The following is a 12675-nucleotide window of genomic DNA, read 5'->3' on the forward strand; positions in this document are numbered from 1 at the left end:
GGAACGCCACGCGAAGCGTGACGTCCCCGAAAACCAGCACGAACCCCTATGAACCAGCCCCGCCAGGATTGACGAAACAGATAGGGGCACCCCCCGGTCAGGTTCGCGGACCGGCCATCCGGCGGCGCTGCGGGAATCCATAAGCGCCAAGTTATCCGTACGACATCCTCGGCTGCGCCTTCTTCCCAGTAGAGCCGGCGAATCGCGGGCTTGTGATGCGGCAGACAAGGGGAGAAGACATGAGCGACGACGAGGACGGCTTCCGGGAGGGACGGTCGGCGCGAGCTGCCGGGGTCGCGCTTCGGCTGAGCCGGATCAGTGCGGCGGGTGACGGTTCCGTGTGGGGCTTGGACGTGTCCGGCACGCTGTTGGGCAACACCGAGGACGTGGTGTCGTGGCAGGAGCGGCCGGCACCCGCACCGCTGGTGAGCGTGGGCTCGGCGTCGGACGGCGCGGTGTACGCGGTCGATGAGGACGGGGTCTTCTACGCCTATCGCGATGAGTGGGCGCGCGTCGGCCAGGTCTCCGACGGGCGGTTGGTCTCGGTGTCGGTCGGGGCGGCGGGCACCGTGTGGGGTGTCGACGCGGACGGACGGCTGCTGACCTATGACGCGGTCACGCAGGTGTGGAGCCCGGTCGCGGCGCCGCTGGGCGGGGCCGTCGCGCGGTGCGCCGCGACCCTGGACGGGAGTGTGTTCTGCCTGACCGCGCAGGGCGCCGTGTACCTGCGCCGGGGCACGGATTGGGTGCCGCTGCCGGGTGATGGCCCGTTCATGGACGTCGCGGCCGCTGAGGCCGGCTGGGTGTGGGGCGTGACCTCCGTCGGCGGTCTGGCTCAGTATGACGGCCAGACCTGGCAGAAGGTCGGGGGCCCGGGCGGCGCGGCGGTCTCGCGTGTGGCGTGTGGCACCGATCTGACGGTGTGGACGGTGGACGCCTCGGGCCGGCTGTTCCAGTTCGACTCGGCCCATGATGCTTGGCTGCCCATCGCGCCGCCCGTCGCGCTGGCCGATGTCGCGCTCGGCGGTATCTCGTCCGCGTGGGCGCTGGGCGTGGACCGGAACGCCTATCAGTACACGCGAACGGCCAGCGTGTGGGGCCCGGCCGGCGTTGACGGCGTGTACTCCGAGATCGCCGCCGTTGACGCCGACGTGCTGTGGGCCCTGGATGTCAAGCAGCACGTCGTACGGCTCACGCGTGCCGGGGACGCCTGGTCCGTCGTCGCCGAGCCGTCCGGTCCTGTGCGGCTCGCGGCCGGACACGACGGTTCGATCTGGGGCGTCGGCAAGGATGGCACGGTGCTCGGATTCGACCGGTCCGCGGCGCTGTGGCGGCCGCTGCCCAGGCCCCCGGCACCGGCGGTCCGGGTGAGCGCAGGCGATGCCGCGTCGGTCACGGCACTGGACGCCGCGGGCACGGCCCACCAGTACGCACCCGATGCGGGGGCGTGGTCGACGCTGGGCGAACAAGCCCCGGCCACCGGCTTCACCGACGTCAGTGCGCTGCCGGGCGGCAGTGTGTACGCCGTCGCCCGCACTGGCGAGATCTACCTCTACCTCGGAGTCTGGGTGCGCGGCGGCGGCAAGGTCGTCGCGATCTCGGCCGCCGATGCGACGAACGTGTGGGCGCTCGATGCCGCGGGCGATCCCGTCCACCTGCCGGGCGGCTCGTCCGAGGGCACCCAGGGCACCGGCCCCCACCAGCCCGGGTGGGACGCGGAGGACGTGTTCGACGAGGTGCGCAGCACCCACTTGTGGGTCGTGAACCGGGCCATCAAACTCGCGGCGGCCGCGGGCGGTCCCGTCGGCGCGTGGCTCGATGAGGTCCTCCACCCCGGGGCGGGCAGGCTCGGCGATCCCCTGCACGACAACATGTGCCAGGGTCTGTACGACGCGGATTTCGTGCCTCCCTACAACAACGTCGTCCAGGGACACGCCACGTGGGCCTCGCACTTCTATGACCCCGCCTCCGGCAGGAACTGGCTGCGGTGGGACAACCCCACGGCTCTGACGCAGGGCATTGCCTATTTCGAGCAGTCGGTCGAGGCCTACCTGCAGGGCCGACTCGACGGCTCGGGGGGAGCCGGCTACCGACTCGGGCTCGCGCTGCACTACATGACCGACGTCACGCAGCCGATGCACTCGAACAACTTCACCTGGCTGAGTTCGTTCCTCCCGGGGTTCCACGGCGACTATGAGGCCTACATCCTGGAATTCCAGTCCAGTGAAGGGTTTCGACCGCAGGCCTTCGACATCCCCAGGCTGGGCGCTGCTCCCGGCAGCTACATCGAAGCGGCGGCCTGGCATTCCCGCGCCTATCTGGACAAGATCGTCCCGCCCGATGTCTACATCGCCTACACCAACTTCACCCGCGCTCATGCGGGGCTGGCCTCGGCAAGCGCCCCCGCGCTGCTCGGCTACGCCATCGCGGCCACGGCCGGATTCCTCCTGGCCTGGGGCGACCAAACCTACCGAAGGCCCAAGGAGTGGCAGGACTTCGGCCAGCCCGCGCCCGGTGTGACGGCCACGGTGGGGATCGGCGCGACCTCTGTCGACGGGCGCCCGTACCTGTTCGTGAAGGGGTCGGACGAGAACCTGTGGGTGTGCTGGGACCGGGGCGACTCCGACTGGCAGTGGAGCTCGGGCGAGTACCCGGCCCCCGTGATCAGCTCGGGGATCGGTGCCGGCACCTCCTCATACGGGCCTGCCGTGTTCATGCTCGACGTGACCGGGGCGGTGCTGGCCCGGTGGTGGGAGAACAACGCCGAAACGTGGCACTGGACCGATCTCGGTATGCCGCCCGCGCTCGGCGGCGGGAGCGCACGGATCACCAGCTCGGCCGTCGCGGCACTGCCCGCCGTCGACACAGCCGTGTTCGTCGGCACGGATCAGGGCACCCTGTTCAAGAACCAGGTCCCCACCAGCCAGTGGGAACAGGTGCAGCCGCCGCAGGCGGGACGGACCGTCACCGCCGTCCTGGGCGCCACGGTCGTCAGCGGCCAGCGGTGCGTGCTGGTGACCACCGACGACGGGCAGCTGTGGGTGTGGACCGAGCAGGCGTATGCGAACGGCACGTGGGCGCTCCTGACGCCACCGCCCTCCGGCCGCCCTGTCACCAAGAGCCTCGGGGTCGCCCCTCACGTCGCCTTCGTGCTCTGCGATGACGGCCAGGTCTGGTTCTGCCAGTGGGACCTGGACGGCTTCGGCGCCTGGTTGGGATTCGGGCAGCCGCCGGACGACCAGACGATCGTCGGCGGCCTGACGGTGAACACCGCCCCGGACCCCTTCTACCAGCCCTGGCTCATGGGCCTGACCCGGGAGGGGCCACTCCTCCTGGGTGGCCTCAAGTCCGACGGCTTGAGCACCGTGTGGGACGACCGGGCCGAGCCCGGGCGGACCTCGATCGCCTCCACCGTTGGCTTCGTCCCGTACCAGCGCGACTTCCTCACGGCCGTCGTCGGCGCGGACGGGCACCTGTGGGCGTGACCGGTCGTCGTGTGCAGGGAGTTGGCCCGTTCGCAGGCGCCGTCGGCACCCTCGAATGACCTTGTCACGGATCCGCAGGGCCTCGGCCGGCCCGCCTCCCGCGGCCTCAGCCCTGTCCCCGCAGTCGTAGGTGCTCGCGCCGGGGGAGTTCAACTCGGCTGCCCCGACGTGTGATGGTGTCGCTCACCGGTTCCGGAATGCGGCCGCAGGGAGATGATGCTCCACCCCGGGAGCAGGGGTGGAGCATCATCACGTCGGTAAGGGGATCTGGTGTGCGAACGTTCCAATCATCTGCCTGACGGGCGGGCCCGTGAGCCGCAGAGGGCCAGCAATGACCGTACTCATCGACGTGTCAGCCGCGTTGATCTTCCTCACGCCGTGCACTGTCAGCTACACCGTGTATCGGCACACCCGCGAGACCTCCACCGCCCTGCCTAAGACGTCATCTCAATTGGTGGCTGATGGCGAAGATAGTCGCTGGCAGGCGGGCTGTGGGGACGGTTGAATGCCTGGGTGAGCGACTACTGGACACCCGCGCATCAAGCGGTCGAGCAGGAGGATGCTGAGGCCCTGGCCCGGTTGCTGGCCGCTGGGTTCGATCCTGACGAGGTCTTCGGCAACGTGACGCTGCTGACGCACGCGATCGATGTTGAGGGTGATGGCTCCCTGCAGAGCGGGGACCCATTGACTGTGCACAGCACGGCCGTGTTGCTTGCCTTCGGAGCTGATCCGGAGCTCGCAGACCCAGACGGCCGCACCCCCATGGACATGGCCCATCGCTACGGCCACGACCTGGCCGTGAAACTGCTGCAGGCCCACATCAGTAGACGAGCCGCCGATATCAGATGAGGGTGCAGGCAATGCTCGTGAAGGCGAGGAAGTGCTCGGCCTTGCGCTCATAGCGGCGGTGGAGGCGGCGGCAGCCTGCGAGCCATGGTGCGCTCGATGGTCCAGCGGTGGCGGCCCAGCCGCTGCGAGGACTCGATCCCCTTGCGAGCGATGCGGTGCTTGATGCCACGCGCTCGTAACCTCGGCGCAGGTGAGAGTAGTCGCAGCCTTTGTCCGCGTGGAGCTTGTCGGGCCTGCGTCGTCGCCGCCTGCGGCGGGAGCGGATCGGTGGTATGCCCTTGACCAGGGGGATCAGTGCCTGGCTGTCGCGCAGGTTCGCCCCCGAGATTCCGACGGACAGGGCAGTCCCGTCTAACGAAGCTACGAGCGCGGGCGCGCCCTGCTCGTCGGCCCGCGGGTGGAAGCCGGTTGAACCCCGGGTTGACACCGCCGCCCAAGCCGATCGGCGGATGTGCTCCGCGGATCCGGCGGAGTGTGAGCGCCTGGGAGGAGTTTCAGGACGGCTTCAGCTCCGCTTGTCGGCGACGGCTGAAAAGTGGACCAGGTGCGGCGCTTGAAAGTTGACCCCCTCCGGGGGTCTGGCTCGTTGAGTCAGGCCGGGAGGAGTGGTGATCAGCGTGGAGGACTGGGCGGAGATCCGCCGGCTTCACCGGGCCGAGCAGATGCCGGTGCGGGCGATTGCGAGGAAGCTGGGGATCGCGAGGAACACGGTCCGCAGGGCGATCGCGGACGACGCACCGCCGAAGTACCAGCGAGCCCCGAAAGGCTCGATCGTGGACGCGGTCGAGCCGCAGATCCGCGAACTGCTCGAGCAATGGCCTGAGATGCCGGCGACGGTGATCGCGGAACGGATCGGGTGGGACCGCGGCCTGACCGTGCTCAAGGACCGCATCCGGGACCTGCGGCCGGCCTATCGGCCTGCGGATCCGGCCTCGCGGACGGTCTATGAGCCGGGCGAGATCGGCCAGTGCGACCTGTGGTTCCCGCCCGCCGATATCCCGCTCGGCTTCGGTCAGGTCGGACAGCCACCGGTGCTGGTCATGGTCGCGGGCTACTCGCGGTGGATCACCGCGCGGATGCTGCCGTCCAGGACTGCGGCGGACCTGATCGCCGGACACTGGCGGCTACTGACCGAGCTGGGCGCCGTCCCGCGGGTGCTGGTCTGGGACAACGAGGGAGCCGTCGGCTCCTGGCGGTCCGGCGGACCCCAACTCACCGACGACTTCGCCGCGTTCGCCGGTCTGCTCGGCATCAAGTTCCTGCTCTGCAAGCCGCGGGACCCCGAGGCCAAGGGCCTGGTCGAGCGGGCCAACGGCTATCTGGAGACGTCATTCCTTCCCGGCCGGGTGTTCACCTCGCCGGCCGACTTCAACATCCAGCTCGCCGACTGGCTGACCAAGGCCAACCGGCGCATCCACCGCACCTTGCAGGCCCGCCCGGCAGACCGGCTGGAAGCGGACCGCTCCCGGATGCTGGCCTTGCCGCCGATCGCCCCGCCGGGCTGGTGGAAAGCCTCCCTGCGACTGCCCCGGGACCACTACGTCCGCCTGGACACCTGCGACTACTCGGTGCACCCGCTGGCCGTCGGCCGCCGCATCGAGGTCGCCGCCGACCTGGACCAGGTCCTGGTGACCTGCGACGGCGTCGAGGTCGCCCGCCATGCCCGCAGCTGGGCCCGCCACCAGACCATCACCGACCCCGACCACGCGGCCGCTGCCGCAGCCGCCCGCAACAAGGCCGCCGGCACGAAACCGGCGCCAGTGGACGTGACCGAGGTCGAGGAGCGGCCGCTGGACACCTACGACCGGATCTTCGGCGTCATCGACGGCGGGCTGAGCACGGGTGAAGGGGCAGCGTGATGAGCACGAAGAACGGCACGAACCAGGCCAGGACCAGCCGCGACGTCGGCTCCGAACTCGTCTATCTGACCAAGGCGTTGAAGGCCCCGGCCCTGCGGGACGCTGCGGCCAGGCTCGCCGAGCGGGCCCGCGACGAGGGCTGGAGCCACGAGGAGTATCTGGCCGCATGCCTGCAGCGGGAGGTCGCCGCCCGCGACTCCCACGGCGCCGAGGGACGCATCCGGGCGGCCCGTTTTCCCTCCCGCAAGGCGCTGGAGGACTTCGACTTCGATCACCAGCGGTCCGTGAAACGCGAGGTCATCGCCCATCTGGGAACGCTGGACTTCGTCGCCGGAAAGGAAAACGTGATCTTCCTGGGACCACCGGGCACCGGCAAGACCCACCTCGCCACCGGGCTCGGCATCCGGGCCTGCCAGGCCGGCCACCGGGTCGCCTTCGGCACCGCTGCCCAATGGGTCACCCGCCTCGCCGAAGCCCATCAAGTGGGCAAGCTCAGCGATGAGTTGACCCGACTGGGACGGATCCCGCTGATCGTGGTCGACGAAGTGGGCTACATCCCCTTCGAGCCCGAAGCCGCGAACCTGTTCTTCCAGTTCATCTCGGGCCGCTACGAACGCGCTTCGGTGATCGTGACCAGCAACAAGCCCTTCGGACGCTGGGGCGAGGTCTTCGGCGACGACACCGTCGCCGCCGCGATGATCGACCGACTCGTCCATCATGCCGAAGTGATCTCGCTAAAGGGCGACAGTTACCGCATGCGCGGCCGCGACCTCGGTCGGGTTCCAGCGGCCAACACCGGGGAATGACCAACATCAACTGACTCAGGGGGTCATTTTTCACCCGCCGGGAACGGCTCACATTTCAAGCGACGCCGACATCCGCTGTGAATGGTCCGCGACAGTACCTGGGGGTGAAGAGCACGTGTGCGTGGAGGGTGTGGATGACGCTACGGCCCCTGCGGGTATGGGGATTTGACTCTCAGCGGGGTGAGGTAGAGCACCGCTACGATCACGCCGGTGAAGATGGTGACGCAGGTCAAAGCTCATGCCGGACGCCGCGCAGGCATCCGTGCTTGAGCGCACCCTGTGCACTGTCAATGACGCCGCGAACTGGGTGTCTAAGGTGGCGTTCGAGCACGGTGTGCCGCGTGAATATGAGCTGCGCAAGCACACCTACGCCGAACTCAAAGCCCGTGGGCTGGGAGCGCAGGCCGCGCAACACGTCATCAAGAAGGTGCGCGACTTGTACACCACCTTGAAGGCGAACGTCCGGGCCGGGAATCTCGGCACGCCGCAGTCGAAGCGCCGCCGCAAGGCGGAGCCGAAGCCGATCATGTTCCGGCCCGAGGCCGCGCAGCCGTATGACGACCGGTGTTTGAGCTGGCAGTACGACCTGCGGACGGTGTCGATCTGGACCATCGAAGGCCGGTTGAAGGGCGTGCGGTTCATGTGCTCGGCGGACGCGCTGAAGGTGCTCCAGGCCTACCGCAAGGGCGAGTGCGACCTGATCGAGCGTGACGGCGTGTTCTACCTGATGGCCACGTGCGAGGTTCCCGAGGCCGAGCCCTACGAGCCGGACTGCTTCATCGGCGTCGACCTCGGCATCGTCAACATCGCCACCACATCCACCTGCTACCTCGCCGCCGGCCGGGGGCTCAACCGGTACCGCAAGCGACAGCGTGCCCTACGGGCCAAGCTCCAGAAGAAGCACACCAAGAGCGCCCGACGGCGGCTCAAGGCCCGTGCCCGCAAAGAGGCGCGGCACGCCGCCAACCAGAACCACATCATCTCCAAGACGATCGTGACCGAGGCTGAACGCACCGGACGCGGCCTGTCCCTGGAAGAACTCAAGGGCATCCGCAACCGGGTACGGCTCCGCAAGCCCCAACGGGTCGCACTCCATGCCTGGGCCTTCGCCCAGCTCGCAGACTTCATCGTCTACAAGGCCAAGCGGGCCGGCGTGCCCCTGGTCTTCGTCGACCCCCGGTACACGTCCCAGGCATGCGCCCAGTGCGGCCACGTCGACAAACGCAACCGTGTCGACCAGGGACTCTTCATCTGCCGGGGGTGCGGGGTCGTTGCCCACGCGGACCGGAACGCTTCCCACAACATCGCCACCCGTGGCGAGAGCGTGTGGAACGCGGGGCGTGAGTCACGCGCCCCTGCCACCCGATAGGGGTGGCTGGACGGAGGAGTCAACCCAGCAGCCAGCTGGGCACTACCTCCAAGCCCGGCCCGTAGGGCCGGGTCAAGTTGACCGCAGTCAGCAGGTCCGGAAGGTGTAGTCGTCGGAGCCCGGGGCGGTGACGTCTCGGTCGCGCTGCACGATGCTCAGCGACTTGCCCCAGCTGGAGCAGGCCTTGTGGAAGCCGTCGTCTTCGTACTCGATGACGTAGACCCGGTTGTCGTACGCCTTGGCGTAGGAACCGCACTCGTTGTATTCCGCGCACTCTTCGGCGACGGCGAAGTCGAAACCTGTCTTGGTGTGCTCGGAGAGCATCTCGGCGGTGTTCTTCTGGCCGATGGCCAGGCCTTTGGCGTGTGCCTTCTGGACGATCAGCTTGGCGAAGGCGGAGTTGTCGGTTTTTGTCAGGAGACCCTTGGACCGCTCGTAGGAGTCCAGGTTGTCTGGTTCGACGGCCTGGAAGCCGCTCTTGGCGCAGCCGTCGATCCACCGGCCGACGATGGCGGCCAACTCGTTGCGCTTTGCCTCGGTCGAAGTGTCCAGGAGCGCCTCGCCCCAGTTCTCGTCCATGACCGTGTGGTTGTTCTTGTCCTTCAGGATCAGACCGGGGTGGTTCTTCTGCCACCAGCTCAGCGCGTCGGGCTGGGCCTGGAACGCGTTGACGTAGCAGATGTTGTACAGCCCCTTGGCCGGCTTCGCCGAGCGATCCCGCGAGATGACCTTCACTCCTGAGGCCGGCGTGTAAGGCGCGCCGATCTGGTAATCGAATGTCGCGTTCGCCTTCGGCAGCACAGGCTTGGCGGCCGGAGCCGGGTCAGCCGCGAACGCGTCGGAGAACAGCAGGCCGGCGCCGATGAGAGCTACGGCGCCGGCGGCAGCTGCGGCAGCGGTGCTGTTGCGTCGGTGAAACGGAACGCTGGTGTGCTTCGACATGCGTGCTCCTGTATATGCATCAGGCCTACGTGAGCATCATGCGATGTCATTCATGAGATTTTTGTGAGCGGGTGGTGGGGTGCCGCAGCCGCCATTTCGGCCTGCGGGTACTGTTCAGCCGCAGGAGGAACACGGAACCTCCGCCGGAGCGGGGCGCGACGGTGATCGACCCTCCATGAGCGACCGCCACCTCCTGTACCAGGGCCAGGCCGATGCCTGTCCCGCCCCCCGGTGAGCGGAATCGTTTCATCAGGTCGGGCAGGTCGGCTGGCTGCACGCCCGGACCGCGGTCGGCGACGCTCACGGTGGCGTCGCGCACGGAGACATCGACGTCGGCGTGGCGGTCGGGGTCCCCGGGCGTTGCGCCGTGGCGGAACGCGTTGTCCAGCAGGTTGCGTACGGCGACGCGGACGAGCGCAGGGTCGGCGTCGACCACCGCGTTGTGCAAGTCGAGGTTCAGCCGGTGCCCGTTGCGGGGCGCCTCGTCGCAGATCTGCTCCACCAGCTGGTCCAGGCGCAAGGGTACGGGCTCGAAGGTGTCGGGTGCCGTCTGGAGTCTGCCGCGTACGAGCACGTTGTCGACCACGTCGGTCAGCCGGTCGATGGCGCGTCGGATGCGGGGCATGTGGAGTTGGAGGCCGCGAGGGTCCATGCCGGCGATGTCGACGGAGCCGCGCATGATCGCGACGGGAGTGCGCAGTTCGTGCGCGGTGTCGGCGAGGAGCCGTTCCTGGGCTTCGAGCGACTGCCAGGCGGGCCGCAGGCTTCGTCCGGAGATCAGGTGGCCGGACACCGCGGCCAGGCAGGTGAGGGCCGCGGAGCCGAAGAGCACGGCGGTCTTCAACCGCTCGTGCTGGGCGTGGCTCTGCTCCTGACTGCCGATGGCCACAACGGCGCCGGCCGTCTTGCCGCTCCCGTCGTGATAGAAGGGCAGGGCCAGCAGGTAGACGGCATGGCCGTCGAGGGTGCGGCCGTCACTGCGTACCGTGGTGTCCGCTCGCATCGCCGCGTGGGCGATCCGCCCGCTCTCGGCGTCGGATACCAACAGTCTGCGGCCGAAGGACGTGTAGATGGTGGAGAGGCCACCGTCGGGCTCGGTACGGATGACGCCGACCTGGACGGGGCCGGTTGTGGCGTCGTCGTCGCGCAGTCCGTCGAGCTGAAGTCTGTCGTGGTCGTCGTAGTAGACCAGCGAGGCGCTGACCGACGCCCGCCGGTACAGCTCCTCGTACTCGGCCGATTGCAGGGAGCGCGCGTCGGTACGGATCACCAGCCACGACAGAGCGCCGACACCGGCCAGCATGGTCAGGGTGTAGGCGACAGTGAGGCGGACCTGGAGGCGCCGCAGCCGCCACGCGGAGGCGCCGCCCACCGACGACAGCAATGTCACCTCGGTTCGGTGTTTGCCGCGCCCGACCGGGCGGCTGCGGCGGGCCGTTCGTACTGGCTGCCCCGCGGGTCTCCGGCGCTTCACGGGCTGCCCTCGGCGGCCGCCAAGCAGAATCCTTGTCCGCGTACGGTCCGGATGACCGGGGGGGCACCGAGTTTGCGCCGCAGCCCGGCTATGACCGCGTCAACCACATTGGAAACTGGGTCGGCCATCTCGTCCCAGCAGTGCTCGATCAGCGAGCTGCGGGTCGCCACCGACCCCTCGAGGACGAGGAGGTGACGCAGGACTGCGTACTCTTTGGGAGTGAGAGAGAGAAGCACGCCCTCTCGGCGAACCTCGCGGCGGGCCTCGTCCAGTTCGATGTCACCGTGACGCAAGTAGACCGGCAGACGCCCGGCTGCGCGGCGGGCCAGGCTGTTGACCCGCATGACAAGTTCAACCATGGCGAACGGCTTGGGCAGGTAGTCGTCGACGCCGAGCCGGAACCCGTCGACTCGGTCGGCGAGGGTGTGCAGTGCGGTCAGGCACAGCACGGGGACTGTCCACCCGGCGCGCCGGCGTTCCGCGAGCGCATACAGGGTATCGCCTGAGGACACGAGCCGGTCCAGGACCAGGCAGTCATAGGGGGCGAGGTCGATCAGGATGTCGGCGTCCGGCCAGTCGGAGACGGCGTCGACGGCGTATCCGGCTCCCTTCAGTCCGGCCGCGATCGTGTCCCGGAGATCAGGGTCGTCCTCGACGAGAAGCACACGCATGTGTCGATGTCCTTGGTGTGGCGCTGGTCACCGATTGCCCGGCGGGGCGTGTGAAGCAGCAGTACGACATCGTACGCGCCGACTGGAGCGCTTGATATGCCACCCCCTGCGATGCTGCGGGTTCAGGCCGTCCACCGCCGTGTGGTTGCGCCGATCAGCGATGTTACCGTCGTCCGGAGCGAGGACGGTGGCCACTCGTCTGCGGGCGATCGCCCACTCCTGCCATTCCTGCTCGGCCTGGATGTGATCGGCTTCCTCACGCAATCCGTCGACTCGACGCCGAGCCGCCAGCTCGTGCCGTTCCAGCAGCCCATCGACCGACGCCATTCGCAACCTCCCGGGGAGCGACGACACGGAGTTCGTCCTCTGGCGCCGTGGTTTGGCGGGAACCGGCGCGTGCCAGGGCTTTTACGCACATGGTGCGCACAAACCCCGGCACGGCGTTGTCATGCGATCGTGTTCTTACGATGCCGAGCCTCTAGCATGCGTGCTTCTTGTGCTTGCGGTGGTGCTTCTTCTTGTGGTGGTGCTTGCCTTTTGCGGCGTGGTCTTCCTTCTTCTTGGCCTTCTTGGCCAACGTGATCTTGGCGAAGGACATGACGGGCCCTCCAATCTGATCAGGCGTCAACAGCCCCGTGATGCTGCCGACTTGTGTCTGTGTGGCACCGGTGATTACGGGGGCGGAGGAGTGCCCGGCTCAACGGGGAAGGCAAGAATTGAATAGGCTTCTCTTACTGAAATCGAGAACGACGTGGGCACAGTCGTCAGGCCTGCCGTCGCTGCGGTCACCGTCTGCCAGGCAGCGGGACCTGATGACATTGGGTCAGCGAACCGCGTTCACAGCCGCTTTCGCAGCAGGCGCGTCCGGGCCTGGTGCAGCTGGACATGAATACGCTTTGTCGGCGATGACCGCGTTGGGCCGGCGGTGCGGTCGGCCCGGGGCACTCTCGCCGCGTCCAGGACTGCGTCGAAGGCGGTGGAGTCGTTGACGTTGCCGGGCGTGACGAGAGGACGGCCAGGGGCAGGCCCCGACCGGCACAGGCGAGGTGGACCTTGGTGGTCAGCCCGCCGCGGGACCGGCCGAGCGCCTGATGATCCGCCGCGCATTCCGGATCTTCCAGTTCGTCCCCTGGCCAGGGGCATTGCATGAAGCCGATCGGTCCGGTTCACACGCCTTGAGCTGCCCCGAGTTTCGTGGAGTCCGGCGGACTGTCCCGAGT

Annotated in this window: 8 protein-coding genes and 3 pseudogenes; 5 read left to right on the plus strand and 6 right to left on the minus strand. The window is 68.3% G+C overall.

All coding sequences use genetic code 11. From position 1 onward, the window contains the following. Nucleotides 1-239 precede the first annotated feature (239 nt). Both ACIRVK_RS41520 and ACIRVK_RS41525 read left to right on the plus strand, forming a co-directional pair. Nucleotides 240-3485: a tectonin domain-containing protein gene (locus ACIRVK_RS41520; protein WP_404256690.1), complete on the plus strand. Its 3246-nt coding sequence runs from the start codon at nt 240-242 to the stop codon at nt 3483-3485. Between the two features lie 513 nt (nt 3486-3998). Beyond that, nucleotides 3999-4334: an ankyrin repeat domain-containing protein gene (locus ACIRVK_RS41525; protein WP_404256692.1), complete on the plus strand. Its 336-nt coding sequence runs from the start codon at nt 3999-4001 to the stop codon at nt 4332-4334. On the opposite strand, the pseudogene ACIRVK_RS41530 reads toward ACIRVK_RS41525, so the two are convergent. After that, a pseudogene (locus ACIRVK_RS41530) lies at nt 4327-4683 on the minus strand (transposase); the annotation flags it as partial. The gene ACIRVK_RS41525 and the pseudogene ACIRVK_RS41530 overlap by 8 nt on opposite strands. A gap of 259 nt (nt 4684-4942) precedes the next feature. Here ACIRVK_RS41530 and istA point away from each other — a divergent pair. From istA to ACIRVK_RS41545, 3 genes and pseudogenes are all read left to right on the plus strand, one after another. Next, nucleotides 4943-6193, plus strand: a complete 1251-nt coding sequence (gene istA, locus ACIRVK_RS41535) for an IS21 family transposase (RefSeq protein ID WP_404256694.1) — start codon at nt 4943-4945, stop codon at nt 6191-6193. Further along, a complete protein-coding gene (gene istB / locus ACIRVK_RS41540; protein WP_404256696.1) occupies nt 6193-6999 on the plus strand; it encodes an IS21-like element helper ATPase IstB in 807 nt (268 codons plus the stop codon). Before istA ends, istB begins: the two co-directional genes overlap by 1 nt. Nucleotides 7000-7215: 216 nt before the next feature. Next, nucleotides 7216-8368, plus strand: a pseudogene (locus ACIRVK_RS41545) (RNA-guided endonuclease InsQ/TnpB family protein). A gap of 87 nt (nt 8369-8455) precedes the next feature. Here ACIRVK_RS41545 and ACIRVK_RS41550 read toward each other — a convergent pair. The 5 genes and pseudogenes from ACIRVK_RS41550 to ACIRVK_RS41570 form a co-directional block, all read right to left on the minus strand. Then, nucleotides 8456-9310 (minus strand): endo alpha-1,4 polygalactosaminidase, encoded by an 855-nt coding sequence (locus ACIRVK_RS41550; protein WP_404256698.1) that lies wholly within the window; start codon nt 9308-9310, stop codon nt 8456-8458. Nucleotides 9311-9356: 46 nt separating this feature from the next. Further along, nucleotides 9357-10700, minus strand: coding sequence for a sensor histidine kinase (locus ACIRVK_RS41555; protein WP_404256700.1), 1344 nt, complete (start codon nt 10698-10700; stop codon nt 9357-9359). An 80-nt stretch (nt 10701-10780) separates the two neighbouring features. Then, nucleotides 10781-11455, minus strand: coding sequence for a winged helix-turn-helix domain-containing protein (locus ACIRVK_RS41560; protein ID WP_404256702.1), 675 nt, complete (start codon nt 11453-11455; stop codon nt 10781-10783). Nucleotides 11456-11482: 27 nt separating this feature from the next. Next, nucleotides 11483-11782, minus strand: a complete 300-nt coding sequence (locus ACIRVK_RS41565) for a hypothetical protein (protein WP_404256704.1) — start codon at nt 11780-11782, stop codon at nt 11483-11485. Nucleotides 11783-12332: 550 nt separating this feature from the next. Beyond that, a pseudogene (locus ACIRVK_RS41570) lies at nt 12333-12585 on the minus strand (transposase); the annotation flags it as partial. Nucleotides 12586-12675 lie beyond the last annotated feature (90 nt).

Origin of the sequence: Streptomyces sp. NPDC101152, from assembly GCF_044768275.1 — a bacterium.
In the GTDB taxonomy this organism is placed as follows: domain Bacteria; phylum Actinomycetota; class Actinomycetes; order Streptomycetales; family Streptomycetaceae; genus Streptomyces.

Coding starts and splice junctions, on each gene's coding strand:
- ACIRVK_RS41520 (WP_404256690.1), top strand. CDS start 240: ATGAGCGACGACGAGGACGGCTTCCGGGAGGGACGGTCGGCGCGAGCT.
- istB (WP_404256696.1), top strand. CDS start 6,193: ATGAGCACGAAGAACGGCACGAACCAGGCCAGGACCAGCCGCGACGTC.
- ACIRVK_RS41550 (WP_404256698.1), bottom strand. CDS start 9,310: ATGTCGAAGCACACCAGCGTTCCGTTTCACCGACGCAACAGCACCGCT.
- ACIRVK_RS41560 (WP_404256702.1), bottom strand. CDS start 11,455: ATGCGTGTGCTTCTCGTCGAGGACGACCCTGATCTCCGGGACACGATC.
- ACIRVK_RS41565 (WP_404256704.1), bottom strand. CDS start 11,782: ATGGCGTCGGTCGATGGGCTGCTGGAACGGCACGAGCTGGCGGCTCGG.